20 protein-coding genes are annotated in these 24,922 nt (G+C 70.2%); 8 read left to right on the top strand and 12 right to left on the bottom strand.

The window, feature by feature from the left end; genetic code table 11:
* The first annotated feature begins 3 nt into the window (after window positions 1-3).
* The gene (locus tag ASD35_RS25125; RefSeq protein WP_162254517.1) at window positions 4-2,916 is read left to right on the top strand and encodes a serine/threonine-protein kinase; all 2,913 of its coding nucleotides are present in this window, start codon (window positions 4-6) and stop codon (window positions 2,914-2,916) included.
* 77 nt (window positions 2,917-2,993) lie between these two features.
* Here the strand turns inward: ASD35_RS25125 and ASD35_RS25120 are convergent, their stop codons facing one another.
* The 5 genes from ASD35_RS25120 to ASD35_RS25100 all read right to left on the bottom strand — a co-directional run bounded on the left by ASD35_RS25120 (window position 2,994) and on the right by ASD35_RS25100 (window position 7,412).
* Complete coding sequence (locus tag ASD35_RS25120; RefSeq protein WP_056877715.1) at window positions 2,994-3,488, bottom strand: hypothetical protein; 495 nt, start codon at window positions 3,486-3,488, stop codon at window positions 2,994-2,996.
* Window positions 3,489-3,494: 6 nt separating this feature from the next.
* Window positions 3,495-3,704 (bottom strand): hypothetical protein, encoded by a 210-nt coding sequence (locus ASD35_RS25115; protein WP_056877714.1) that lies wholly within the window; start codon window positions 3,702-3,704, stop codon window positions 3,495-3,497.
* 46 nt (window positions 3,705-3,750) lie between these two features.
* Window positions 3,751-4,713, bottom strand: a complete 963-nt coding sequence (locus ASD35_RS25110; RefSeq protein WP_082580450.1) for a PEP-CTERM sorting domain-containing protein — start codon at window positions 4,711-4,713, stop codon at window positions 3,751-3,753.
* Between the two features lie 138 nt (window positions 4,714-4,851).
* Window positions 4,852-7,101 (bottom strand): spermidine synthase, encoded by a 2,250-nt coding sequence (locus ASD35_RS25105; protein WP_056877712.1) that lies wholly within the window; start codon window positions 7,099-7,101, stop codon window positions 4,852-4,854.
* Window positions 7,098-7,412: a hypothetical protein gene (locus ASD35_RS25100; protein WP_056877711.1), complete on the bottom strand. Its 315-nt coding sequence runs from the start codon at window positions 7,410-7,412 to the stop codon at window positions 7,098-7,100. The genes ASD35_RS25105 and ASD35_RS25100 overlap by 4 nt, the downstream gene beginning before the upstream one ends.
* A 199-nt stretch (window positions 7,413-7,611) precedes the next feature.
* Between ASD35_RS25100 and ASD35_RS25095 the strand changes: the two genes are divergently transcribed.
* Entirely contained in the window at window positions 7,612-8,526 is a 915-nt protein-coding gene (locus ASD35_RS25095; protein ID WP_200956106.1) for an alpha/beta hydrolase, read from the top strand.
* A 40-nt stretch (window positions 8,527-8,566) separates the two neighbouring features.
* Here the strand turns inward: ASD35_RS25095 and ASD35_RS25090 are convergent, their stop codons facing one another.
* The gene (locus ASD35_RS25090) at window positions 8,567-9,121 is read right to left on the bottom strand and encodes an ECF-type sigma factor (RefSeq protein WP_056877710.1); all 555 of its coding nucleotides are present in this window, start codon (window positions 9,119-9,121) and stop codon (window positions 8,567-8,569) included.
* Window positions 9,122-9,296: 175 nt separating this feature from the next.
* Between ASD35_RS25090 and ASD35_RS25085 the strand changes: the two genes are divergently transcribed.
* Window positions 9,297-9,707 (top strand): response regulator, encoded by a 411-nt coding sequence (locus ASD35_RS25085; protein WP_056877709.1) that lies wholly within the window; start codon window positions 9,297-9,299, stop codon window positions 9,705-9,707.
* A 111-nt stretch (window positions 9,708-9,818) separates the two neighbouring features.
* Here ASD35_RS25085 and glf read toward each other — a convergent pair whose 3' ends face one another.
* The 6 genes from glf to ASD35_RS25055 all read right to left on the bottom strand — a co-directional run bounded on the left by glf (window position 9,819) and on the right by ASD35_RS25055 (window position 19,052).
* Complete coding sequence (gene glf, locus ASD35_RS25080; protein ID WP_056877708.1) at window positions 9,819-10,970, bottom strand: UDP-galactopyranose mutase; 1,152 nt, start codon at window positions 10,968-10,970, stop codon at window positions 9,819-9,821.
* A gap of 3 nt (window positions 10,971-10,973) precedes the next feature.
* Window positions 10,974-12,200 carry a glycosyltransferase gene (locus ASD35_RS25075; protein ID WP_056877707.1) on the bottom strand — a complete coding sequence of 409 codons (1,227 nt, stop codon included), beginning with the start codon at window positions 12,198-12,200 and terminating at the stop codon, window positions 10,974-10,976.
* Window positions 12,179-13,036: an amidohydrolase family protein gene (locus tag ASD35_RS25070; RefSeq protein ID WP_056877706.1), complete on the bottom strand. Its 858-nt coding sequence runs from the start codon at window positions 13,034-13,036 to the stop codon at window positions 12,179-12,181. Before ASD35_RS25070 ends, ASD35_RS25075 begins: the two co-directional genes overlap by 22 nt.
* A 3-nt stretch (window positions 13,037-13,039) precedes the next feature.
* Window positions 13,040-14,239: a glycosyltransferase gene (locus ASD35_RS25065; RefSeq protein WP_056877705.1), complete on the bottom strand. Its 1,200-nt coding sequence runs from the start codon at window positions 14,237-14,239 to the stop codon at window positions 13,040-13,042.
* 187 nt (window positions 14,240-14,426) lie between these two features.
* Window positions 14,427-16,277: a carbamoyltransferase C-terminal domain-containing protein gene (locus tag ASD35_RS25060; protein ID WP_082580457.1), complete on the bottom strand. Its 1,851-nt coding sequence runs from the start codon at window positions 16,275-16,277 to the stop codon at window positions 14,427-14,429.
* A gap of 75 nt (window positions 16,278-16,352) precedes the next feature.
* The gene (locus ASD35_RS25055; protein ID WP_056877704.1) at window positions 16,353-19,052 is read right to left on the bottom strand and encodes an ATP-binding cassette domain-containing protein; all 2,700 of its coding nucleotides are present in this window, start codon (window positions 19,050-19,052) and stop codon (window positions 16,353-16,355) included.
* A 128-nt stretch (window positions 19,053-19,180) separates the two neighbouring features.
* Between ASD35_RS25055 and ASD35_RS25050 the strand changes: the two genes are divergently transcribed.
* The 5 genes from ASD35_RS25050 to ASD35_RS25030 are packed head-to-tail and all read left to right on the top strand — an operon-like array spanning window position 19,181 to window position 24,612.
* Window positions 19,181-20,518 (top strand): glycosyltransferase family 1 protein, encoded by a 1,338-nt coding sequence (locus ASD35_RS25050; RefSeq protein WP_235538460.1) that lies wholly within the window; start codon window positions 19,181-19,183, stop codon window positions 20,516-20,518.
* 53 nt (window positions 20,519-20,571) lie between these two features.
* Window positions 20,572-21,627, top strand: coding sequence for a glycosyltransferase family 9 protein (locus ASD35_RS25045; protein ID WP_235538459.1), 1,056 nt, complete (start codon window positions 20,572-20,574; stop codon window positions 21,625-21,627).
* The gene (locus tag ASD35_RS25040; RefSeq protein ID WP_082580448.1) at window positions 21,624-22,715 is read left to right on the top strand and encodes a glycosyltransferase family 9 protein; all 1,092 of its coding nucleotides are present in this window, start codon (window positions 21,624-21,626) and stop codon (window positions 22,713-22,715) included. Before ASD35_RS25045 ends, ASD35_RS25040 begins: the two co-directional genes overlap by 4 nt.
* Entirely contained in the window at window positions 22,691-23,641 is a 951-nt protein-coding gene (locus ASD35_RS25035) for a glycosyltransferase family 4 protein (RefSeq protein WP_056877703.1), read from the top strand. The genes ASD35_RS25040 and ASD35_RS25035 overlap by 25 nt, the downstream gene beginning before the upstream one ends.
* A complete protein-coding gene (locus tag ASD35_RS25030) occupies window positions 23,638-24,612 on the top strand; it encodes a UDP-glucuronic acid decarboxylase family protein (protein ID WP_056877702.1) in 975 nt (324 codons plus the stop codon). Before ASD35_RS25035 ends, ASD35_RS25030 begins: the two co-directional genes overlap by 4 nt.
* Window positions 24,613-24,922 lie beyond the last annotated feature (310 nt).

The raw sequence follows: 24,922 nt of genomic DNA, 5'->3' as shown, positions 1-24,922 counted from the left end.
GTCGTGATCCCTGTATCCGCAACGCTCTGGCCCCAGCTTTCGAGTTTGCTCGACCAGGCGCTCGATCTTCCGCCCGGTGAACGCGCGGCTTGGCTGGAGGATTTGCGGCGCGAGCAGCCTTCGCTACAGCCTGTGATACAGCAGCTGCTGGCGGCGCATGCGAAACACGAGACCGGTGACTTCCTGAACCGCGGACCCGCGCTGGTGGTGCAGGCCTACGGATCGGCTGCCCGGGACGAATCCGCCGAACAGCTGCAGGTGGGCGATGCCATCGGGCCCTATCGGCTCTTGCGCGCCTTGGGCAGCGGCGGCATGGCGGTGGTCTGGTTGGCCGAACGCAGTGACGGCCAGCTGGCGCGCCAGGTGGCGCTCAAGCTGCCGCAGCGCTTTGTCTGGCGGCCCGGGCTGGCCGAGCGGTTCGCGCGCGAAGGCGACATCCTGGCCCGTCTCGAGCACACCCACATCGCGCGGCTGTACGACGCCGGCGTCTGCGCTGTGGACGGCCCCGGCGCGGGCCGGCCCTATCTGGTGCTCGAGTACGTCGAAGGCACCCACCTGACCGCCTACTGCGACGAACACAGACTGGGTGGCGCACAGCGGCTCGCGCTGTTCATGCAAGTGCTCGAAGCGGTTCAGTATGCGCACACCCGTCTGGTGATCCATCGTGATCTGAAACCGGCCAACATCCTCGTGAATCCCGGCGGGGACGTGAAGCTGCTCGACTTCGGCGTCGCCAAGTTGCTGGCCGACGCCGACGACCCGGGCGTGAGCGGTGAGCTGACACAGCAGGTCGGGCGCTTGTTCACGCCCGACTACGCCAGCCCCGAGCAGGTTCGCGGCGAAGCGCTGGGCACCGCCAGCGACGTCTACTCGCTGGGCGTCGTGCTCTACGAACTGCTGTGCGGCCAGCGTCCCTACCGGCTGAGCCACAGCAGCCCTGCGCAGCTGGAGCAGGCCATCATCGAAGTCGATCCGGCGCCCCCCAGCAACCGCGTCACGGAAGAAACCGCCGCGGCGCGGAGCTGCACGCTGCGCGCGCTCCAGCGTTCGCTGCGCGGTGAACTCGACACCATCGTGCTGAAGGCGCTGCACAAGCTTCCCGAGCAACGCTACGGCACGGTGGCCGAGCTGGCGGAAGACCTGCGCCGCCATCGTGACGGTCAGCCGGTGCTGGCGCGGCCAAGAAGTCGCCTTTACAGGTTGCGCAAGTTCGCGTTGCGCAACCGGCTGGCCGTCGGCACTGCCGGGCTGGTCACGCTTTCTCTGGTCATCGGCAGCACCGTGTCGCTGTGGCAGGCCAGCGTCGCCCAGAGGCAGGCTCGACGGGCGCAAGCCATCCAGGCATTCATGGCCGACATCTTCCGAACCAATACCGATGCGCAGGCCGATCCCCTCAAGGCGAGGCAGACGACGGCCCGTGAGCTGTTGGACATCGGCGTCAAGCGCATAGATGCCAATCTGCAGAGCGACCCCGAGGGCCGCGCCGAGGTGCTGCTGCTGCTCGGCGACATGTACTACGCATTGGGGCTGGATGTGGAGGCCGCCGACCTGTATGGGCGCCGCGTCGCGGCGCTCAAGCAGGCTTTCGGCACGCGCGATCGGCGTGTCGCGCAGGCCCTTGCCAGCTATGGCCAGCAACTCGACGGACTGGGCCGTGGTGAAGAGCAGCGCCGCATGCTGGACGAGGCCAAAGCCATCCTGGATGGGCTGGGCGATACGCAGTCAGAGCAACGCGCCGAGTTGCTGAGGGCGATGGCAACGGCTTATGCGCACAGCGGCCAGCAAGCGATCGACTACGCGCGGCAGTCCGTGGCCATCTACCGGCAGCACCATCCCAAGTCGGCGGAGTTTCCGAATGCGCTCAACCGCCTCGGCATTGCCTTGTGGCGCGTCGACGACCTGACTGGCGCCGAAGCCGCACTGGTCGAGACGCTGGCCCTCTTGGAAGGCGACAAGCAAGCCAGCGTCGGCGCCCAGATGACCGCCATGCTGACGCTGGCCAACGCCCAGAACCTGCTGCAGAAAGTAGCTGCCGCCGAGGCCACCCACCGACGAGCGCTGGCGCTGACCTTGCAACGCAACGGCGCGGCGCATGTCGATACGCTGCACAGCAAATCAGCGTTCGGCTTGTTCCTGCTTCGTACGTCGCGTCGCGACGAAGCTTGGCAACTGCTGCGCAGCGCGGAGGCCATGGTCGCCCAGCACACCTACCCGCCATATCCAGCGATGGTGGTCAGGTCTTCTTTTGCACAGGCGCTGCTGGTCGAAGGCCGCTGGGACGACGCCGAATCACGTCTGGAATCGGTGATCGACTACTACCGCAAAGAGGCCGACGGCAAGAGCCCGCTGCTGGTCGCGGCCCTGCGTCTGCGGGCCGAGCAGCGGCTGGGCCAGGGCCGCCTGCACGACGCCGAGCGGACGCTAGCGGAAGCCACGTCGTTGCTTGCCCGGTTGTCGCCAGCGCAGCAACGCACCGTCAGCAACCCCGTGGCGCTTGTCACTGCGCGCATCGCACTGCGCCGTCAACAACCCGACGTCGCGTTGCAGGCGCTGGCCCGCGTCGCGCCGAGGCGCGGTGCCGAACACAATCCGCTGCCGCTCGACCTTCTCCAGGCACAGACCCTGCGCGCTCGCGCGCTGCTTCAGCAAGGTCTCCACGTGCAGGCGCGCGAGACCGCTGAAGCGCTGCTCGGCCGTGTCCGCGCCTCACCACTGCGCGAGTACTACCGCTGGATCGAAGCGGACGCGCTGGAGGCGCTAGGGCACGTGATGTTGAAGGAGGAACAGGCCGATGGTGCCTGCCGGGCCTTTGATGATGCAGTGGCGCTCAGGCTGGCCACCTTCGGGGAAGGCAGCGCCCATGTCCTCGCGGCGCAGCGTGCGAGCGCCGATTGTTCGCGAGGCCGGTCGGGCTGATGCCCTCCGTCCAGGGCCTGGACCCGCGGCCCGGCAACGGCCCTGGCGGGTGATGAGGTGGCGATCTGTTCCCGGCGCTACAGGCCCGGCGCATGCAGCAGCCATCGCGCCATGGTCGTCCACACCTCGGTGGGCGCGATTGCCATACGCAGTGGCCAGGAAAGGACAAGCAAGCCGCCTCCCACTGCGTATGCCGGATGCACGAAGTGATGCTTGCGCCAATCATGAGCGAGACACCACAGAACCAAGGCTGCGGCGATCGCCGTCTCGACGGCGAGGAAATAGCCGGCGCCGTTGAACAACTTCAGCACCCGGAAGATCGCCGGGCCGAGCACGGCGATCATTGCGAGCATCATCAGCCGCTTGTGATACGCAGCATTGCGCCTCAGCGCCATGCCGAGTGCAAAGTAGACCGCGAATGTGCCGATGCTGAAGATGGGCACGATGAAGAACTGTTCGGACGTCAGTCCCATCGGGCTTCGGCGGCCACTCAGTGCCACGTCGATCGCTGGAACGAGGCCCACGACCACGACAAGCAGGACCAGTACCGCACCGGCCAAACCCAGGGCCATGTGAGCCTAGACGCGGCGCGCTGCAATGAGGCGTGTCTGCACGAAGAACAGCAGCACCCAGGCTGTAAAGACGACGCTGTGCAGTGCCAATGTCGACGGCAATGGCGGCAGGTTGAACAGGGGCCGGGCGTAGAACGTTCTGAAGAACCCAATCAAGGTCAAGAGCGTGACGGCCAAAGCGAAGGCGGAATAGAAGCGACTGCGTGCGATGTTCATCTCACGTTCCTCGGGGCAATGATCCATGTCCACCCATTGATCGGGTCTACGGTGCGGGCCGTGCCTGCCTCCGCATGATGCCGCCCAAGGTGCCCAGCCCAAGGGCAAGCAGGATCCAGCTGCCCGGCTCGGGCACCGCACTGGTGGCGTAGTTGTGTCCGCTTTCTGCGAGCAGGTCCAGGCCGGGCGTGAACGCATCGAGGTAGAAGCGGGCCGTGTTGGACGCATCGAGGTGCGTCTCCTGCACGTCGCCGTACCAGCTGAGGTTGCCGGCGCCGTCACCGTACCAGCCGGCGCGGTCGTCGGCACCCAGGCTGATCTCTGCGCCGAACGCCACCACTTCACCGATCACGCCGCTGACGGTGATGGGGAAGCGGAAGGATGAACCCGGCACCTTCTGGTACAGGCCATTCGGATAGTGGTACATCGTGTCGATGGCAGCGCCGCCGCTGCTGCTGCGCAGGAAGTAGTGGAAGTAGAAGCTACCCGAGTCATAGCCGCTGAACTGCGGTCCGGCGTGTCCGGCGCCGTTCGACGTCGCGTGCAAGTCCACCGTGTAGACGAATTGCACGGGCGTGCCTGCCGCCAGCGTGGCGCTGCTGAGCAAGACCGCGTCCTCGAACCTGCCGGAGAAGCCGCCCGCCGCAACAGGCGTGCCGTTCGAGATGGTGGGAACGTTGGGCGCGACGGGCGTCACGAAGGCCAAGCCGTCGATCTTGGCTTTCAGCACGCCGGGCGCGGCAAAGGACGAGCCGGAGATGGTGGCACCGGCGAACACGTCAGCGGCGCTGGTGATGCGCAGTTCGCGGGCGCCGCTGGCCGACCGGCCGCCGGCCGACGCCAGCTGGGTCACTTCCATCGCCAGCCGCGTGCTGGCGTTGTCGCCAGACACGTAGCCACTGCCGATGGCCTCCACCACAACCACCGCGTGGGCGGCGCTGGCGCCGCAGCACAAGGCCAGGGCTACCAGCGTGGACGGCGTGGACCGTGTGTGTGAACGAGGCGACATGGATTTCCTTTCAGAGTGACTGGACTTCGCAAGGCATCGTTTCAGCCAGTTGCTGAACAGCGTTACGGACTTCGGGCCGCCGGTTGGACATCGCGGCGATGCCCATTCGCCCAGTCCCCTAACCTGAACCGGCCACGCTCAGTCCCGGACCTCGATCGCGTTGATGCTGCTGAAGCTGTCGGTCCACAGCGGCACGCCCGGGATCTCCGGGTCTTCCGTGCGCAGGAGCCGACCGTGGTCGTCGAAGAACTGCCGGTAGGCATTGGGATGCCGGCGCAGGAACTCCTGGTCCCGCGTGAGCAGGGCGTAGTGCGCCTTGCGGATCAGCTGCGCCGGCCTGGACGCCGAGAAGCGGAAGCGGTAGCCCATCCCAAGCGCCTGCGCCTGGCGCTTCACCACCGGATGCAGGTTCAGGTAGCCGTTGGTGATGTTGATGGCAATGATGCCGTCGGGTTTGAGGTGGCGCCGGTAGGTCGCGAAGGCTTCCTGGGTCAGCAGGTGGACGGGCACCGACCCGCCGGAGAACGCGTCCAGCACCAGCACGTCGTATTGCTGGCTGTTGGCGTCCTGCTCCAGCTGCAGGCGGGCGTCGCCGAGGATGACGCGCTGGCTGACGGCCCGGCAGCGGGCCAGGTTGTCGAACAGCGTGCGGGCCACGTCCACCACTTGCGGGTTGATCTCGTAGAAGTCGTAGCTGTCGGTATCGCGGGCGTAGTTGGCCAGCGCCGCGATGCCCATGCCGATGATGCCGACGCGCAGGCTGGCGTGGCGGCCCTTGGCATAGTCCAGCGCCAAGCCGACGCCGCTTTCGGGCCCGTAGTAGGACACCGCCAACCCGCGCTTGGCGGGTTGCAGCAGCTGGATGCCATGGGTGATCTGGCCGCTGTAGAACACCCGATAGCTCATCGCCGGGTCCTGCAGATCGATGCGCTCCTTCACCGACACCGTGCCGTAGAAATTGCGTTGGCGAGAGAGATAGGTGTCGCGGTATTCATCCGAGGCGGCGGCACCCTGCAACTGCGGCGTGACCAGCCACGCCACCGCGCCGGCCAACGCCACGCCCAGGCCGGCCAGCAACCAGCCGCTGCGCTGCGACGCCCCTGCCGGCCGCAGCACCCGCAACGCCAGCCCCAGCGCAGCGGCCAGGCACATCGGCCACTCGTGGTACTCGTTGAACAGCGGCGTGGCCACCAGCGCCACGAACAGCCCGCCACAGGCGCCGCCAAGCGACAGGCACAGGTAAAAGTCGGTGAGGTGGCGGTGCTCGCTCGGCTTCGCCCGCACCAGCTCGCCATGGCAGAGCAGGCAGATCAGGAACATGGTGGCGAAATGGCTCCACCGCAGCTCTGTCACGCCGATGTCCCAGTCCAGCCCCAGCCAGCCCGGCAGGTCGCGGCTGGCGGCCAGCAGCAGCACCGCCAGCAGGCAGGCGATGGCTACCGGCCCGCGCCGGTACCAGCGCTCATGGTCGAAGCAGATGATGAAGGTCAGCAGGTACAGGCTCAGCGTGGTGATCCACAGCCGCGTCTCCGGTGCGATGTCGTGGCTGACGCGGTCCGTCGTGGCGACGAAGGCGAGCGAGGCGAGGGCCGGCAAGCCGATCCACACCAGGCGCCGCCAGAGGCCGGGCCCAGACGTGCCGGACTGCGCCGGTTCAGCAGCCGGCTTGGTCGACGGCATGGCCTGCACGCCCCACATCGCCCAGGCCACCGCAGCGCACATTCCGGCGAACAGCCAGAAGCCCCGGGACCACAGCGCCGCCATCGCCTCCAACGTCAGCACGGGCTCGAACGCAAACGGAAAGCTCAGCAGCGCCAGCAAGGAACCCACGTTCGACAGCGCATAGAGCCGGTACGGCGAGCGGCCCGGATAGGCCTTGCCGAACCAATGCTGGATCAGCGGTCCCGTGATGGACAGGCAGAAGTACGGCAGGCCCACGCAGCCCAGCAGCAGCATGAGGATGCCGGCCACCGGTGCCTGCGCGCCGTGCGGCTTGAGCGTGGCGTCGGGAAGGATGGACCACGCCAGCGCCGCCGCAACCAGGAGCAGCGTCACATGCAGCAGCGCCTGTTGCCGCAGCGCCAGGTAACGCGCCAGCACGTGGGCATAGGCATAACCGGCAAACAGCAGGCACTGGAAGAACAGCATGGCCGTCGTCCACACCGACGGGCTGCCGCCGAACCAGGGCAGGATCTGCTTGCTCATCAGCGGCTGCACCTGGAACAGCAGGAAGGCACTCAGCAGCACCGTCAGCGCCAGCGGAATGCCGAGCAGCCAGGCGCGTTTCAGATCGATCGGCCCCAGGTCGGCCGTTGCGGCCGCTGCGTTCTTGTCCTGTTGCGGCTCGGGCTGCCGGACCGAGGTGCTGGGGGTGGAGGCGGCCGTCATGCCACGCCCAGACCGTTCCGGCGCCTGTTCATCCGCCGCCGCGCCCGGAGTGCCAGCGCGATGATCACCAGGCAGGCCACGGCGGAAAGCAGGAACGAGATCGCCAGCACCCGGTGGTGCATCACGACACCGGCGTAGACCGCGCCAAGCGCATTGTTGGCCGCCCACATCCACCAAGTGGACAAGGCGATGTCGCGTGCGCCGTCCACGCTGCGCGCCACCGCGATCACCTGGGGCAGGTAGAAGAGGGCCCGCACGCTGTTGGACACCGAGAACGCGGCGATCAGCCAGTCGTGGTTGAGCTCAAGCATGAAGATCTCCGGCGGTCTGGGGCGTGGGCACGTTGAGGTCCATGCCCCTCTGTACGCACTGCCAGCCTTGAATCGGACATGGCCAGGGCGATGTCCTTCGCAGAGATGACGATCCCCTTCCTGTCCGCTTGCCGATGGCAAAGTCGTAAGTAGGCACACGGGTTGATCGGCCCGTCGTGCCACACAGGGAGAACTGCGAATGCTTCGTCTTCTGAAAGCGGTGGCAGTGAGCGTATTCACTGCCCACGCCGCATCTCTGGCCTCAAGCGCGGCTGCGGCGATGTCGCCGGCTGAGTTTCAGGCGCTGCCCAGCCATCCCGCCGACCACCGGATCGCCTACGGCGAGGACCCCAACCAGTTCGGCGACTTGCGGCTGCCGGCAGGCACGGCGCTGCACCCCGTGGTGATCCTCATTCACGGCGGTTGCTGGAAGGAAAAGTACGCGACGCTTCGCGACCTAGCGCCCATGGCAGACGCGCTGAAGGCGGCCGGTGTCGCGAGCTGGAACATCGAGTACCGCCGCCTCCCGCAGCCCGGCAGCGGCTGGCCGGGCACCTACCAGGACGTCGGACGGGCGGTGGACCACCTGCGTGCCGTCGCCGGCGCGCATCGGCTCGATCTCCGCCGGGTCGTCGTGCTCGGGCACTCGGCGGGCGGCCACCTGGCGCTGTTCGCCGCGGCGCGGCACCGCCTGCCGGCAGGAAGCCCGCTCCACGTGGCGGACCCGTTGCCGCTCAAGGGCGCCATCAACCTGGCCGGCGTCGGCGACATGGCGGCGTTCATTCCCGCGCAGGCCACCGGCTGCCGTGACGCGGCCGTCGTCGAGACGCTGCTCGGTGGGTCGCCGGCCGTGGTGCCGGAGCGTTATGCGCAGGTGTCGGCCATCCGGCGGTTGCCGCTGGCAACGCCGCAGGTGCTGATCTGGGGCCGTGAGGACGCCATGACACCGCTGAAATTCGGCGAGGACTACGTGGCCGCGGCACGCAGGGCCGGTGACGATGCGCGGCTGGCGGTCGTGCCGTCGCTGGGGCACTTCGAGATCGCCGACCCGGCCTCGTCGGCCTGGCCCATCGTGCGTCAAACGGTTCAATCGCTGCTGGGTGCCGGACCATGACGCTGCAATCGCTGGCCAAGGATGGCCGGTGATGGGCGTCTCAGGACTTCAACGCATGGGCCAGCAGCATGCGCGCCTTCTCCCAGTCGCGTCGCACAGTGCGCCCGGTCAGGCCGAGCGCCTGCCCGATCTCGTCGTCGCTCATGCCGCCGAAATACCGCATCTCCACAACCTGGACCAATCTCGGATCCAGCTTGGCCAATGAGGCCAGTGCTGCGTCGACATCGAGCACCTCTTCTTCGGCTTGCGCCAGACGGCCGGCGCTGTCGGTATCCAGCGGCAGGTGATCGGCGCCGCCGCCGCGCCGGTCCGCGCGCGCGGCACGCGCCCAATCCACGATGATCGACCGCATGGCCGTCGACGCATACGCGACGAAGTGCACGCGGTTGTCCACGCTGAGCCGGTTGGCGCCCAGCAGCTTCAAGTAGCACTCGTGGACAAGTGCCGTGGTGTCGAGCACGGCGTCGCGCGCGTGTGGCGACAAGCGCCGATGCGCGATCCGCCGCAATTCGGGATACAGGGCATTGAAGATCCGGTCCAGCGCCTCGCGATCTCCACGGCGCGCGTCTTCTATCCACTCGGTGATATCGCCCATCGCCAGCCTTGATTGCGGTCCCCACGGGTTCGATGTTATGCGTGCAGGCGTATGACCCCAGGCAGCGCAAGCGCGGCTGTCCCCGCGCGGGCCGCAGAATGCGGGACCGGATACGAAGAGCGATCCGTCCCCGGCACCGCTAGACGCGCGGCACCGGCGGGCGATCGCCAACCTGATGGACACCGACTTGAACCCCACCCCGCCCGCAGGCCCACCCCAGACACCGAGCGCCCGGAGCGTCCTCGTCATCGAGGACAACATCGATGCCGCCGAAAGCCTGGTTGTCCTGCTCGAAATGCTGGGTCACCACGCCGAATGGGCGGACCTGGGGAGCGCGGGCGTGGCGCGGGCGGCGGCGTTGCAGCCCGACCTGGTCCTGGTGGACGTGGGCCTGCCCGACATCGACGGCTACGAGGTGGCGCGCCGGCTGCGTGCGCAGGCGCCCCCTCGGCCGCAGCGGCTCGTCGCGCTGACGGGGTACGGCACGCCCGAGGACCGGGCCCGTGCGCTGGCCGCCGGTTTCGACGATCACCTGGTCAAGCCCATCGCGCTGCCGGCGCTCGAGGCGCTGCTGTCACGGGCCTGAAGCCCCACACCTGCCAGGGGCCTGGCCTGCCACCCGTCACGCCCGGCACGCTGCCGGTCATGGAGGCGGGGTCATGCGAACTCCGGAGTGCGAGGCGAGGGGCTGCCGCCTTCACCGCTGCGCGAGGCGCTTGAAGGTCGACAGCGCCTGGGCGACGACCTGGTCCATGTTGTAGTACTTGTAGCTGGCCAGGCGGCCGATGAAGGTGACGTCGAACAACTCCTCCGCGTCGGCCTCGTAGCGGCGGTAGAGCTGGGTGTTCTCGGCGCGCGGCACCGGGTAGTACGGGTCGCCGTGCGCGCGCGGGTACTCGTAGACCAGCGAGCTCGCCTCGTGGCGCTGGCCGGTCAGGTGCTTGAACTCGGTGACGCGCGTGTACAGGTGGTCGTTGGGATGGTTGACGGTGCCGACCGGCTGCACGTGCGCCTGGCCCGCGGGCGGCTGCACGGTGACGTGCTCGAAGTGCAGGCTGCGGTAGGGCAGTTGGCCGTGGCGGTGCTCGAAGAAGGCGTCGATGGGGCCGGTGTAGACCATGTGCTTCCACGGCATCACGTGCACGATGTCGCGGTAGTCGGTGCCCAGCATCACGTGGATGTTGGGGTGCGCCAGCATGCGCTCGAACATGCGCGTGTAGCCGTGCAGCGGCATGGCCTGGTAGGTGTCGGTGAAGTAGCGGTCGTCACGGCTGGTGCGCGTCGGCACGCGCGCCGTCACGCTGGCATCCAGCTCGGACGGGTCCAGCCCCCACTGCTTGCGCGTGTAGCCGCGGAAGAACTTCTCGTACAGGTCGCGGCCCACGCGCGACACGACGACGTCCTCGGAGCTGCGCACCTGGTCCACCTTCTCCGCGACACCGGCGAGAAAGCCCTCCATGTCGAAGGCGCTGAGCTGCAGGCCGTAGAGGCGGTTGACGGTGTCGAGGTTGATCGGCATCGGCAGCAACTGGCCGTCAACGCTGCACAGCACGCGGTGCTGGTAGGGCCGCCAGGCGGTGAACTGCGACAGGTAGGCGAACACGTCCGCCGAGTTGGTGTGGAAGATGTGCGGCCCGTAGGGGTGGATGAGCAGGCCGGACTCGTCATGGCGGTCGTGGGCATTGCCGCCGATGTGAGGCCGCTTGTCGACGACAAGCACCCGCTGGCCGGCCTGCGAGGCCAGGCGCTCGGCCATGACGCTGCCGGCAAAGCCGGCACCGACGACCAGCGTGTCATAGCCGGTGGCCGAGCCGGACGGGGCGGGGAAATGGCTCTTGAAGGTGTGCATGGTTCAGGTCGATGCGCTGCGTGGATGTCTCTCAGGCCTCTCGGCTCGCTCGGGCCGTGGGGGCGCGCTGTCGCGTTGTTGCGAAACCGGCCGGGCCAGGCGCTCCATGAGGGCACCGACGCGCTCGACGCTGGGCCCGAGATCCAGCCGCTGCACGGTGCGCTCGCGGGCGCGCTCGCCCATGCGACGGCGCAGGTTGGCGTCGCCCAGCAGCAGCGCGCAGCAGCGGCCGATGTCGTCGAAATCGCCCGGCCCGACCAGCCAGCCGGTGTGGCCGTGCTCGACGATGTCGGGCACACCGCCCACGCGCGTCGCCACCGCGGGCACGCCGCAGGCCATCGCCTCCAGCAGCGCCAACGGCATGGCCTCGGTGTGCGAGCACGACACCAACACGTCCAGCTCGCCGTACAGCGCGGGCATGTCGCGCCACAGGCCGGCCAGATGCACGTGGCCCTCCAGGCCGTAGCGGCGCACCAGACCCTGCAGCTCGTCATGCATCGGTCCTTCGCCCACGAGCACCGCATGGGCCGCCGGGCAGCGCGCCTTCAGCATCAACGCCGTGCGCACGAACACCTCGGGCCCCTTCTCGGGCGACAGCCGGCCGACGAAGCCCGCCAGCGGCACGTCCGGCGCCAGGCCCAGCCGCGCGCGCAGCGGTTCACCCGTGGCGCGCTCGCGCGGCTTGAACAGCGCGGTGTCCACGCCGTTGGGCTCGAAGCTCAGCAGCGCCGGGTCGACACCCAGGCCCAGCGCGTGGAAGTAGCTCTGCCGCGCGACGACGCTGACGTGACTGCGCGCGAGGCGGTGCACCTCCAGGTCCAGCGTCGTCAGCTGGCGGGCGTGGATGGTCGTCAGCACCGGCCGCTGCGTCAGCCGCCCCGCCAGGCCCGCCAGCATGTGGGCGGCGGGCAGGTGCGCATGCAGCAGCTCGATGCGGCGCTGCTGGATCAGCGCGCAGGCGGCCTGCAGCGTCGTCCACGGCAGGTCGTCGGGCATGGGCGCGATCTCCACTTCGACGCCGTGTGCGCGCAGTTGGTCCGTCAGCGGGCTTTCGAAGGGGCATAGCGCCGTGAAGGCGAAGCGCTCGCTCGGCAGCCGCTGCACCAGGCGCAGCACCCAGCTCTCCATGCCGCCGACGATGGCGTTGCCCAGCAGCTGCAACACCTGCAGGCGCTGGCCGCGCGCCGGCGGCAGCGGCGTGACCGCGTTCAGCAGCACACCGGAGACCATCGCCCCGACCCCAATCGAAGCACCGGCTTGTGGGCAGGTCCATGCAGCCAGTCGGCGGCCGTGCCGGCAAAGATCTTCTCCTGCGCCTCGACCGGCACCTGCAGCTCGTTGAGCAGGTTCTCCAGCCAGCCGCGGCGTTCCCGCAGCTGGGCGCCGGGGCAGGGCAGGAAGCAGTCGCTGCCGAACTGCAGCAGCCCCGGCCCCAGCACCTCCAGCGCGAGCTGCAGCACCTGCTTGCGGTAGGGCGGCGGCGGCCCGAAGGACAGGTCGAAGCGGAACACCGCCTGCGCGTCGGGCACGCCGTGGATGCGGTCGATGAGGCCCACGGCGATGGCCTCGTCCGTCCACGGCCAGCCCACGTGGGCGAGGGTCACGCGCACGCCCGGGTGGTCGCGCAGCGCCTCGAAGAACACCGGCCGGCAGAAGCGCCCCGAGCGCCCGTCGATGAAGATGCCGCTGTGGAACAGGATGGGCAGCTTGAGCTGCGCCGCACGTGCGAACACCGGCTGCACCGCCTCGTCGTACGGGTACCAGCCGCTGGGCACCATCTTCACACCGCGCAGGCCCGCGTCGATGGCACGCTGCAGCTCGTCCACCGCGCCGGGGTGCAGCGGGTTGACGACCGCGAAGCCGACGAGGCGGTCCGGCTCGCCCTTCACGAGGTTGGCCAGGTGGGTGTTGGCGCGGGTCAGCGAATCGGCGTCACCCAGCGAGTAGCCATCGGACAGGAAGGGCGCGAGCAGCACGCCGGTGTCGACCTCGGCCTCGTCCAGCGTGCGCAGCACGTTGTCGCGGGTCTCGCGGCCGGTGCAGTGCAGGTGAGCGTCGATCAGCATGGGTCAGCTGCGCAGGCCGCCGGCCGCCGCGAGCGGCATCGACTCGCTCGACAGTGCCTCCGACATGTTGGCCGGCTGGGCCAGGCGCAGCGCCTGCGACAGCAGCACGTGCACGGTGTCGGCGCTGTCGTTCCAGGTGTGCCGCACGACGCAGTCGGCCATCGCCGCGGCGCGGTGCGCGCGGGCCGCCGCGGTTTCGGCCAGCACGCGCTCGCACGCCAGCACGAACTCCTGCGGCTCATCGGCCAGCTCGACCGCGTCGCCATACAGCGAGACCACGTCGGTGATGGGCGTGCTGACGACCGGCTTGCCGCCAGCCATGTACTCCAGCGTCTTGGTGGGGCTGATGAAGCGGGTCGACTCATTGCGCGCGAAAGGCATCAGCGCGACGTCCCAGCCGGCCAGCAGGTAAGGCAGGCGCTCGTAGGGCTGCATGCCGAGCCAATGCAGGTTGGGGCGCTGGGGCAGCGAGGCAGGGTCGATCTTGACGACCGGGCCGACCATGGCGATGGACCATTCGGGGCGCGCGTCGGCAATGGCGGCGATGAGGCTCGCGTCCAGCCGCTCGTCGATGACGCCGAAGAAGCCCAGCAGCGGTCGCGGCAGGTCGCCCTGCAGCCGGTCGGCCTCGGTGGCATGCGGGCCGGGCTGCAGCCGGGTGGGGTCGAAATGCTCTGCGTCCACCGCGCTGGGCAGGCAGATGACGTGCGAATGCAGGTCGTGCTTGGCCTCGTAGAGCGACGGCCCGCCGGTGAACACGATGGCGGCGCGCTTGAGCAGCGCGGACTCACGCTGGCGCAGCTGCCGCGGCGCGTCCTTGAAGGCCGTGAGCTCGTCCATGCAGTCGTAGGCGACGCAGGCCGGCTGAGCGATCTTCACCAGCGGCAGCGCCATCGGCGTGTAGAGCCAGGCCACGTCCACATGCAGGTGCTCGATCAGCAGGTGCGTGTCGAGAAGCGTCTGCAGCGAGGCGAGCTGGTCGTCGTGGAAGCCGGGTGCCGCAACGGGCGTATGCGGCACCAGCACCTGCAGCATCGGGGCAATGTCGCGGACCTCCAGGAAGGCCGGGCCGTCGCAGCGCACCGGCTCCTCGACGAAGAGGACGCGCCAGCGCCCGGCCAGGCGCGACATCAGGTGTTGGGGGCGTTGGTAGACGAAGCTCCAGCGCAGGTGTGAGAAGACGACCAATACGGGTGGCGGCATGGTGTGTGGAGGCAAGTGGAATGAAGGGCACGCCGCATGTGCGGAGAGGCATCAGCGCCGGCCCTGCGGTGCGGCCGAGGTGACAAGGCCGTGGCAATCGCAATGCCAGCCGAGGCGCGGGCCTGTGCACGGCACGCCTTGCTGCAATTGCCGGTTCCCGGTAAATCGTGCCGCGGGGCCGTGCACGTCATTTCTCCAGGATGAAGGAGCCGATGACGAGGGCGTCGAGCGGCGTGCTGAAGAAGGCGTCGATGGCCGCCTTGGGCGTGGCAACGATGGGCTCGCCGCGCACGTTGAAGGAGGTGTTGACGAGCACGGGCACCCCGGTCGTGCGGCCGACGGCCTGCAGCAACTCATGGAACAGCGGGTTGGTCTCGCTGTGCACGGTCTGTACGCGGGCGGTGTGGTCGGTGTGCAGCGCCGAGGGGATGCGGTTGGTGCGGCCGGGCTTGACGCGGTAGACGAACAGCATGAAAGGCGAGGCGCCGTCGTTGGCGTCGGCCGGCTCGAACCAGTCGGCCAGGTCTTCCACGTTGACGGCCGGTGCGACCGGGCGGAAGTCCTCGCGGTCCTTCAGCTCGTTCAGCCGCGCCTGCATGTCCGGGTCCACCGGCGAGGCGAGGATGGAGCGCGCGCCCAGCGCGCGCGGGCCGAACTCCATGCGGCCCTGGAACCAGCCGATGATCTTGTTCTGTGCCAGCAGCTGGGCCGTTTGCTCGGCCAGGTCGTCCACCCGGCGGTAGGTCAGCTTGGCCCATGTCAGCAGCGCTTCCACCTCCTCGTCGGCGAAGGCCGGGCCGAGGTAGGGATGGTCCATCTGCCAGCGCCGCGGCGCCAGCGTGAACACGGCGCCGGACTTGGCGTCCGAGGCCTCGGGCGAGTTCTGGTGCGTGCTGTCCTCTTCCAGCCCGCGGCGCTCGCGGGCGTCGGTCCACAGCGCCGCGCCCAGGGCTGTGCCGGCATCGCCGGCGGCCGGCTGCACCCAGACGCGCTCGAAGATGCCGGCGTCGCGCAGCCTGGAGTTCATCAGGCAGTTCAGCGCCACGCCGCCGGCCATGGCCAGCACGCGCTCGCCGCTGCGTTCGCGCAGCCAGGCGGCCAGCTTCAGCGCCGTCTCCTCCAGCACGAGCTGCAGCGAGGCGGTCAGGTCCAGGTGCACCGCCTCCATCTTCGAGCCCGGCACGCGCGGCGGGCAGACGGCCTGGGCCAGGTCGATGGGATGCAGCCGGTAGTGGCCTTCGTCGCCTACCACCAGGTGTTCGCGCAGCAGGCCGGCGAAGCGTGGCTCGCCCAGCGCCGCCAGCGCCATGACCTTGTACTCGTCGCTGGAATGCAGGAAGCCCAGATGTGCCGTGACCTGCTCGTACAGCAGCCCCAGCGAATGCGGCACGCGCACTTCGCCCAGCGCCTCGTAGCGGCTGTCGCGGTAGCGGCCGTAGGTGGTCGTCGCCTGTTCGCCGCGGCCGTCCAGCGTCATCACCGCGCAGCGCGCGAACGGTGCGGCCAGGAAGGCGCTGGCCTGGTGGCACAGGTGGTGGGCGACGAAATGCCAGCGGTAGGGCGGCTCGGCCTTGTCGGGCAGCGCGAAGCGCTTCTTGAGGTGATGGGGCGCACCGTCGCGCAACTGGCGCGGCGCGTTCATCACGTAGGCGGCGAACAGCGGGTCCCACGGGTTCTCCCAGATGCCTGGCTCGAAGTCCGACGGCTGCAGCGGCAGCGTGAAGCGCTGCTCGGGCAGGCGGCCGTCGAGGAACAGCTCGGGGTCGTAGCTGTAGGCCACGTGGGACAGGTCGGCCAGCGTGATGCCGGCCTCCTTCAGGCAGAAGTCGATGGCGTTGTAGGGCAGCTCCCAGGCCGTGAACGGCAGCGGCCGCTTGCCGTGCTTGATGCGCGTGAAGCGCTCATCCTCGGCCGCTGCGACGACCTGGCCGTCGCACACCAGCGCGGCGGCGGAGTCATGGAAGCTGGCGTTGATGCCCAGCGTGAACAGGCCCGGCGCGGGCACGCCCGGCTCGACCGGGGCGGGGGATGGGTGCATGGGGTCTCCTGGCAGGTCGCTGGCCACCGGCAACATGCGTGCCGCGTGGCCGCTGCAAGCTAGGGAAAGACCCGTTCAGGCCGGCACCCGGGCCAGCTGCCGCAGCGCCCGCACCAGCTCATCCGGCCGCACCGGCTTGGCCAGGTGGCGCTGGAAGCCCGCGGCCAGTGCGCGCAGGCGGTCCTCGGGCTGGGCCATGCCGGTCAGCGCGATGGCGGGCAGGCGCTCTGCGACGGGCACCTGGCGGCGTGCCTCCATCGCGCGCACGGCGCGCACGACGGCATGGCCGTCTTCGGCCCCAAGGGCGATGTCGCAGACGAGCAGGTCCGGCCAGTCGGCCGGGTCGCGCGTGGCCAGCGTTTGCAGCGCCTCGCGGCCCGAGGTGGCGCGCTCGGTGCGCGCGCCGTCGAGCTCCAGCAGGCCGACGAGCGAGGCCAGTGCGTCCTCGTCGTCGTCCACGCACAGCACCGCCAGGCCGGCGAGCGGCCGCGGGTCGGTGTTCAGCGGCTCGGTGTCGTCGCCATCGTCCAGCGGCGCCGGGGCGGTCTCCGGCCAGCTGGGCTCCTGCGACACGACGGCGGGCAGTGGCAGCTCGAGCTGGTACCGCTGCACGCCGGCCGCCGGGTCGCGCTGGATGGCCAGCTGGCCACCGGCCTCGCCGGCCAGGGTGCGCAGCTCCAGCGTGTCGGGCGCGTCGTCGGCTTCCAGCGTCAAGCGGCCGTGGTAGCCCGCGGTCAGCTGGCAGGCGTTGCTCACGCGCGCCAGCTTCACCTCCAGCCGGCCGCCGGCGGCGCCGTTGAGGGCGAGCTGGCAGATCAGGTGCACGATGCGCGCGATGCGGCTGGCGTCGCCGACGACGTTGGCCACGCCCATGTCGATGTCGGTGTAGGGCTCGGTGCGCGTGGCTGCCAGCTCGCCGCGCAAGCTGTCGAGGTTGAGCACGAGCAGCCCGGCGAGGTTGACGGGGTGCTGCGCCAGGCGGCGCTCCAGCGACTGGGCCTGCTGCTGCTGGCGCTGCAGCTCCCACAGCTGGTAGTACAGGCCCTCGCGGGCCAGCAGCGCGTCGTGGCGCCCGCGCTCGACGATGCGACCGCCGTCCATCACGATGATCTCGTCGGCGTCGACGACGGTGGACAGGCGGTGCGCAATGATCAGCGAGGTGCGGTCGCGCGCGACGCGCTCCAGCGCGCCCTGGATGGCGCGCTCGGCCTTGGTGTCCAGCGCCGAGGTGGCCTCGTCGAGCACGATGATGGGCGGGTTCTTCAGGAAGGCGCGCGCGATGGCGATGCGCTGCTTCTCGCCGCCGGACAGGCGCGCGCCGCGCTCGCCGACGGGGGTGTCGTAGCCCTCAGGCAGCAGCTGGATGAACTCGTCGGCCTGGGCCGCGCGCGCGGCGGCGACGATCTCCTCGTGCAGCGCGCCGGGCCGGCCGTAGCCGATGTTGTAGGCGATGGTGTCGTTGAACAGCATCGGGTCCTGCGGCACGACGCCGATGGCGTCGCGCAGGCTTTGCTGCGTCACCTCGGTGAGCGGCTGGCCGCCGATGGTCACGCGGCCGGCGCCGGGCTCGTACATGCGCATCAGCAGCCGCGCCAGCGTGGACTTGCCCGAGCCGCTGCTGCCGACGACGGCGCAGGTCTTGCCGTGCGCGATCTCCAGCGAGAAGTCGTGCAGCACGCGGCGTTGCGGCTCGTAGCCGAAGTCGACGTGCTCGAAGCGGATGGTGGTGTCGCCGCGACCGCCGTCCTGCAGCACGCGGGCGCCGGGTGCGTCGACGATGTCGGGCTGCTTGCGCAGCAGCCGGAACAGCGTCTCGGTGTTCAGCAGCGCATCGCGCGTCTCGCGGAACACGAAGCCCAGCGTGTTCAGCGGCAGGAAGACCTGGATCAGATAGGCGTTGACGAGTACCAGGTCGCCGATGCTCATGCGGCCGGCGGCGGTGTCGACGCCGGCCATCAGCATGACGGTGCCCACGCCGATGGCGATGATGCCCGCCTGGCCCAGGTGCAGGGCCGAGAGCGTCTTCTGGCTGGCGACGCTGCCGTCCACCCAGCGTGACAGCACCTCGCGGTAGCGGCCGCGCTCGCCGTTCTCGCGGCCATGGGTCTTGACGGCCTCGTAGTTCAGCAGTGTGTCGACGAGCAGCCCGTGGGCGCGCGTGTCGTGCTCGTTCATGATGCGCTGGCTGGCCACGCGGGCGCGCGTCTGCCAGCCCGTCCAGACGGCATAGGCCAGCATCGTCGCCGCGATGACGAGGACGAACTTGACGCCATAGCCCGCCGAGACGATGACCAGCACGACGAGGAACTCCACCGCCGTCGGCACGACGGTGAAGACGCCGGCGCCGAGCAGGTAGCCGATGCCACCGATGCCGCGCTCGACCTCGCGCACCAGCGCGCCGGTGTTGCGCTGGGCATGGAAGCCCGGGCTCATCGCCAGCAGGTGGCCGAACGCGTTCTCGGAGAAGCCCGCGACGACCTGCTTGCCCACACGCGCGAAGACGAGATCGCGCAGCTCGGTGAACAGCGTGCTCGCGAAGCGCAGCAGCGCATAGCCGGCCAGCAGCCAGAAGGGCACGCGCAGCGCGGCGCTGCCAGGCTCGCGCGACAGACTGTCGACGATGGCCTTGAGCACCGCAGGCACACCGACCGCCGCGAGCTTGGACAGCACCAGCAGCGCCAGCGCAAGCAGCACCGGCTGCCGCCACGGCTGCAGCGCCTCCCACAGGTTGATCAAGGCTTGCTTGCCATCTAGGGGGGTACGTTTTTCTTTCATGGGAGGGTCAGCAACTTCTGCAGCAAAAGCGCCTTCGGCAAACGGCGTGCGTAGTTGCGGCGCTCTCAGCGCCTTGTCCCTTGGAACGTCGCTTGCCTTGACGCCGCATTCACATCGACGGAGCGGTCATGAAGCCACCCTTGAGAGTCGCCATCATCAGCGAGCACGCTTCGCCCCTCGCCCAGCAGGGCAGCGTGGACGCTGGTGGACAGAATGTCTATGTCTCTCACGTCGCCCAGGCGCTGGCCCGCCAGGGCCACCATGTCGACGTGCTGACCCGGCGCGACCAGCGCAGCCTGCCGACGGCCGTGGACGTGCGCCCCGGCGTGCGTGTGCTGCACATCGACGCCGGCCCGGCCCAGTTCGTGCCCAAGGAAGAACTGCTGCCCCACATGCAGGCCTTCGGTGACCAGGCGCTGCGGCTGATGCGCAGCAGCCTCCCGTATGACGTGGTGCACGGCAACTTCTTCATGTCGGGCCTGGTGGGCCTGCGGCTGCAGCGCCAGCTCAACGTGCCGCTGGTGCAGACCTTCCATGCCCTCGGCGCGGTGCGGCGGCTGCACCAGAAGGAGGCCGACAAGTTCCCGGCCGACCGCATCGCGCTGGAGTGCCGCATTGCGCGCGAGGCCGACTGCGTCATCGCCGAATGCCCGCAGGACGCCGAGGACCTGATGCGCCATTGCGGCGCGCCGGCGCACCGCATTGCGCAGGTGCCCTGCGGCGTCGACCTGGCCGAGTTCAAGCCCGGCGGTCGCGCAGCGGCGCGCCAGCGCCTGGGCCTGCCAGAGAACGAGTTCATCGTGCTGCAGCTGGGCCGGCTGGTGCCGCGCAAGGGCGTGGACAACGTCATCCGCGCGGTGGGCCGGCTCGGCGAAGGCCGGCCCTGGCGGCTGCTGGTCGTGGGCGGCGATGCGCGCGAGCCGGACGAGGCCGCCACGCCCGAGATCGGCCGGCTGCGCGCCGTGGCGCGCGAGAGCGGCGCGGCGGAGCGCGTGGTCTTCGTCGGTCGCCGCGACCGCCACGAACTGCACGACTACTACCAGGCGGCCGACGTCTTCGTCACGACGCCCTGGTACGAGCCCTTCGGCATCACGCCGCTGGAGGCCATGGCCTGCGGCACGCCCGTCATCGGCGCGGCGGTCGGCGGCATCCAGCACACCGTGGTGGATGGCCTCACCGGCTTCCTCGTGCCGCCGCACGACCCCGAGACGCTGGCCCAGCGGCTGGACGACCTGCGCTGCATCCCCGAGCTCGGCCGTGCGATGGGCCGCGCCGGCCTGGCGCGCGTGAAGCGCGAGTTCACCTGGGACAGCGTGGCCGTCAAGCTCGCGCGTGTCTATGCGCAGGTGGCGCAGCAGCGCCGCGGCAGCGCCGATCTCGACGTCGGCGGCCTGCGCCTGCTGGCGTCGCGGCCGCGCCTGGCCGGCATGGCGATGGGGCTGCAGACGCTGGGGGCCAAGGGATGACGGGGGCGGCCGTCCCGCCCCCACGCGATCAGCGTTGGCGGGCGGCGCGCCGCGTGCTGCTGGTCCGGCTCGACAACCTCGGCGACGTGCTGATGACGACGCCGGCCTTCGCCGCCGTGCGCGACAGCCTGCCCGCTGCGCACCTGGCGCTGCTGGCCGCGCCGTCGGCCCAGCTGCTGCGGCCCCACCTGCCGCTGCTGGACGAGATCATCGGTTTCCACGCGCCATGGGTGAAGGCCGGCGCGGCAGCGCTCGCCGGCCAACCGCCGGGCGCGGCCGAGCGGGCGCTGCTGCAGTCGCTGCAGGAGGCGAGTTTCGACGCGGCCATCATCTTCACCGTCTGCACCCAGAGCGCGTTGCCGGCGGCGCTGCTGTGCCGGCTGGCCGGCATCCCGCTCGTGCTGGCGCACACGCGCGAGCGCGCCTATGGCCTGCTGAGCGACGAGGTACCCGACCGCGAGCAGGTCGCCACGGGCATGCGGCACGAGGTGCGGCGGCAGCTCGACCTCGTCGCCCGCGTCGGCTTCGTGACGCCGGACGAGCGACTGCGCTTCACCTTGCGCGAGGAGGACAGTGCGGCCGCCCGCGAGCTGCTGCTCGGCGCGGGCGTGGACCCGGCGCGGCCCTATGTGCTGGTGCACCCGGGCGCCAGCGCGGCCTCGCGGCGCTATCCCGCTGCCGCCTATGGCGCCGCGGCGGCCCTGCTGCGGCGGGAGGGCTTGCAGGTGGTGTTCTGCGCCGGCCCGGGCGAGGGCGGCCTGCTGGACGAGGCGGCCACCGCCATGGGCGGCGGCGGCCATGTGCTGGCCCCGCTGCGGCAGCTGGGCACGCTGGCCGCGCTGGTGGCCGGCGCGCGCGTGCTGGTCGGCAACAACAGCGGGCCGGTGCACCTGGCCGCCGCCGTCGGCACGCCGGTCGTCGACCTGTACGCGCTGACCAACCCGCAGCACACGCCCTGGCAGGTGCCCGCGCGCGTGCTCAACCACGACGTGCCCTGCCGCAACTGCCTGAAGAGCGTCTGCGCCGAAGGCCATCACGACTGCCTGCGCCGCGTCGCCCCCGCGCAGGTGGCCGAGGCGGCATGGGCGCTGATGCGGGAGGCCGCATGACAACGGCCGTGGACGAGCGCATCGAACGCATCGTCGTGCTGCGCGCGCTGGTGCTGGGCGACACGCTGTGCGCCGTGCCGGCGCTGCGCGCCATCCGCCGGGCCTGGCCGCGCGCCCGCATCAGCCTGCTGGGCCTGCCGGCCAGCCGCGAGCTGGTGACGCGCTTGAGCTGCGTGGATGAATGGCTGCCGTTCCCGGGCTGGCCCGGCCTGCCCGAGCGCCCGGTTGACCATGCCGCGCTGCCGGGGTTCCTCGCGGCCATGCGCGACGCGCGCTGGGACCTGGCGGTCCAACTGCACGGCAGCGGGCAGATCGTCAACCCGCTGGTGCAGCAGTTCGGCGCGCGGCATGTGGCGGGCTTCCATCCCCCCGGCGGCCCGGTGCCGGCGGGCGGTTTGTTCTGCCCCTGGCCGGAGCAGGGCCACGAGGTGCAGCGGCTGCTGGCGTGGTGCCGCCACGTCGGCCTGCCCGTCGACGACGGTGCGCTGGAGTTCCCGCTGCGCCCCGAGGATGACGCCGCGCTGCGCCTGGCCTGGCCCGCGTGGCCTGGCAGCGCGCCTTATGCCTGCGTGCACGCCGGCGCGCAGCTGCCGTCGCGGCGCTGGCCGCTCACGCGCTTTGCGGCGGTCGCCGAGGCGCTGCACGGCATGGGCCACACGCTGGTGCTGACCGGCGCGCCGTCCGAGCAGGCGCTGGTGGGCGAGCTGTCCGGCCTCCTCACGGCGCGCGGCCTGGCGCATGTCAACCTCGCCGGCCGCACCAGCCTGTGGACGCTGGGCGCACTGCTGCGTGGCGCGCGCGTGCTTGTGTGCAACGACACCGGCGTGTCCCATGTCGCCGCGGCGCTGCGCGTGCCCAGCGTCGTGGTGGCCTGCGGCAGCGAGGTGTCGCGCTGGGCGCCGGCCGACGCGGCGCTGCACCGCGTGCTGGCCAAGCCCGCCCCCTGCCGGCCCTGCGCCCATGCCGACTGCCCCGTGGGCCATGGCTGCGCGCTGGCCCTGACCGTCGAGGAGGTCGTGCAGACGCTGCACCGCCTGCTCGCCACCACCCCGGAGGAGACCCGATGCCCCGCCGCCTGCGCGTCCTGACCTGGCATGTCCACGGCAACTACCTCTACAACCTGACGCAGGTGCCGCATGACTTCTACCTGGTGACCGACCCCGAGCGCTCGCCCGGCCGCGTCGGCCGCGTCGGTGCGCTGCCCTGGGGCGACAACGTCCACGAGGCGCCGGTCGAGCGGATCGAGGACATGGAATTCGACGTCGTGCTCTACCAGCACCGCGTCGGCTGGGAGTCGGACCGGCCGCGCTGGCTGAGCGCCGCGCAACAGCGGCTGCCGCGCATCTACCTGGAGCACGACCCGCCCCAGCAGCACCCCACCAACGAGCGCCACTGGGTGCAGGACCCTGGCGCATTGCTGGTGCATTGCACGCACTTCAACGCGCTGATGTGGGACGCCGGCGAGACGCCCACGCGCGTCATCGAGCACGGCGTGAAGCTCACGTCCAGCGCGCGGTTCGACGGCGAGCAGGCCAGCGGCCTGGTGGTCGTCAACAACCTGGCACGCCGCGGCCGGCGGCTGGGTTGCGACCTCTACCTGGGCCTGCACCAGCATGTGCCGCTGACGCTGGCCGGCATGGGCAGCGAGACGCTGCCCGGCGGCATCGGCGAGGTCTCGCAGCTGGAGCTGCCGCGGCTGATGGCCAGCCACCGCTTCTTCTTCCACCCGGTGCGCTACACCAGCCTGGGGCTGGCCCTCATCGAGGCCATGCTGGTGGGCCAGCCCATCGTGGGCCTGGCCACCACCGAACTCGCCACCGTCATCCGCAGCGGCGACAACGGCTTCATCGACAACCGCCCCGCGGCGCTGGCCGATGTGATGCGCCAACTGCTGGCCGACCCCGGCCTGGCGCGCGACTGGGGCGAGCGCGGACGCCAGCTGGCGCTGCAACGCTTCGGCATCGACCGCTTCGTTGCGGACTGGATGCAGGCATTCCACGAGGTCACGACATGAACGCAGACAACCCAAACACCGTGCTGGTCACCGGCGCCGCCGGTTTCATCGGCAGCCACCTGTGCGAGGCCCTGCTGGCGCGCGGCCACCGCGTGATGGCACTGGATAACCTCAGCACCGGCGACACCGCCCACCTGGAGCGCCTGCTGGGCCACAAGGGCTTCACCTTCCAGAAGCGCGACGTGGGCCTGGAGCCCACGCCCGAGATGTCCCAGGCCGGGCGGGTCTTCAACCTGGCCTGCCCGGCCAGCCCGGCGCACTACCAGCAGGCGCCGGTGGACACCGTGCTGAGCAGCGTGCTGGGCGCCTGGCGGCTGCTGGAGCTGGCCCAGCAGAGCGGCGCGCGGTTGCTGCACACGTCCACCAGCGAGGTCTACGGCGACCCCGAGCAGCACCCGCAGCGCGAGGACTACTGGGGCCACGTGAACCCGAACGGGGCCAGGTCTTGCTACGACGAAGGCAAGCGCTGCGCCGAGGCCATGCTGATGGCCTACCGCCAGCAGCGCGGCGTGGACGTCTGCATGGCGCGCATCTTCAACACCTACGGCCCGCGCCTGAGCCCCGGCGACGGCCGCGTGGTCAGCAACTTCATCGTGCAGGCGCTGCAGGGCGACGACCTGACCATCTACGGCGACGGCCAGCAGACGCGCAGCTTCTGCTACGTGGACGACACGCTGCGCGGCCTGCTGCTGCTGATGGACAGCGGCGAGGTCGGCCCGGTCAACATCGGCAACCCCGGCGAGCACACCATGCTGGAGCTGGCCGAGATGGTGCTGAGGCTCACGGGCAGCCGCTCACGGCTGGTCTTCATGCCGCTGCCGCAGGACGACCCGCGGCGGCGCTGCCCGGACATCTCGCTGGCCAAGTCCATGCTGGGCTGGCAGCCGGAGGTGGAACTGGAGGACGGCCTGCAGCGCACCATCCACCATTTCCGTGGGCTGCTGGGGGCGCGCAGCGTGACGGTGGCTTGATCGCGAGGGTACCGTCATTCGACAGCCGCTGGCTCGCTCTCCGTGTGCCGGTCAGGCTCCGTGGTGCGCAGGGTCTCGTTCAGAACGGAAGTGGCGTAGGTCCCGGCGGGCAAGGAGAACGCGAGCACCAGTTGATCGGCTTGCGGCCATTCCCATGACATGTCCGCCGGGCTCGCCACCAGCGCGCGGCGCTGCTGGTCCAGGCCGGCATGCTCCATGCCGTCGCACAAGGTGGCGTGACGTTCGGCCACGCCGTTCTCCAGGGCCTGCGCCTGATCGGTGGTGGCCACGCGGCCCCGTCCCCACAGCG

This window comes from Pelomonas sp. Root1444 (assembly GCF_001426885.1).
Taxonomy (GTDB): Bacteria; Pseudomonadota; Gammaproteobacteria; order Burkholderiales; family Burkholderiaceae_C; genus Pelomonas.
This window is presented reverse-complemented; position numbering and strand designations above follow the sequence as displayed.

Coding starts and splice junctions, on each gene's coding strand:
- ASD35_RS25095 (WP_200956106.1), top strand. CDS start 7,612: ATGCTTCGTCTTCTGAAAGCGGTGGCAGTGAGCGTATTCACTGCCCAC.
- ASD35_RS25085 (WP_056877709.1), top strand. CDS start 9,297: ATGGACACCGACTTGAACCCCACCCCGCCCGCAGGCCCACCCCAGACA.
- ASD35_RS25065 (WP_056877705.1), bottom strand. CDS start 14,239: ATGCCGCCACCCGTATTGGTCGTCTTCTCACACCTGCGCTGGAGCTTC.
- ASD35_RS25070 (WP_056877706.1), bottom strand. CDS start 13,036: ATGCTGATCGACGCTCACCTGCACTGCACCGGCCGCGAGACCCGCGAC.
- ASD35_RS25105 (WP_056877712.1), bottom strand. CDS start 7,101: ATGACGGCCGCCTCCACCCCCAGCACCTCGGTCCGGCAGCCCGAGCCG.
- ASD35_RS25110 (WP_082580450.1), bottom strand. CDS start 4,713: ATGTCGCCTCGTTCACACACACGGTCCACGCCGTCCACGCTGGTAGCC.
- ASD35_RS25100 (WP_056877711.1), bottom strand. CDS start 7,412: ATGCTTGAGCTCAACCACGACTGGCTGATCGCCGCGTTCTCGGTGTCC.
- ASD35_RS25060 (WP_082580457.1), bottom strand. CDS start 16,277: ATGCACCCATCCCCCGCCCCGGTCGAGCCGGGCGTGCCCGCGCCGGGC.
- ASD35_RS25075 (WP_056877707.1), bottom strand. CDS start 12,200: ATGGTCTCCGGTGTGCTGCTGAACGCGGTCACGCCGCTGCCGCCGGCG.
- ASD35_RS25090 (WP_056877710.1), bottom strand. CDS start 9,121: ATGGGCGATATCACCGAGTGGATAGAAGACGCGCGCCGTGGAGATCGC.
- ASD35_RS25050 (WP_235538460.1), top strand. CDS start 19,181: ATGAAGCCACCCTTGAGAGTCGCCATCATCAGCGAGCACGCTTCGCCC.
- ASD35_RS25035 (WP_056877703.1), top strand. CDS start 22,691: ATGCCCCGCCGCCTGCGCGTCCTGACCTGGCATGTCCACGGCAACTAC.
- ASD35_RS25040 (WP_082580448.1), top strand. CDS start 21,624: ATGACAACGGCCGTGGACGAGCGCATCGAACGCATCGTCGTGCTGCGC.
- ASD35_RS25030 (WP_056877702.1), top strand. CDS start 23,638: ATGAACGCAGACAACCCAAACACCGTGCTGGTCACCGGCGCCGCCGGT.
- ASD35_RS25055 (WP_056877704.1), bottom strand. CDS start 19,052: ATGAAAGAAAAACGTACCCCCCTAGATGGCAAGCAAGCCTTGATCAAC.
- ASD35_RS25115 (WP_056877714.1), bottom strand. CDS start 3,704: ATGAACATCGCACGCAGTCGCTTCTATTCCGCCTTCGCTTTGGCCGTC.
- ASD35_RS25120 (WP_056877715.1), bottom strand. CDS start 3,488: ATGGCCCTGGGTTTGGCCGGTGCGGTACTGGTCCTGCTTGTCGTGGTC.
- glf (WP_056877708.1), bottom strand. CDS start 10,970: ATGCACACCTTCAAGAGCCATTTCCCCGCCCCGTCCGGCTCGGCCACC.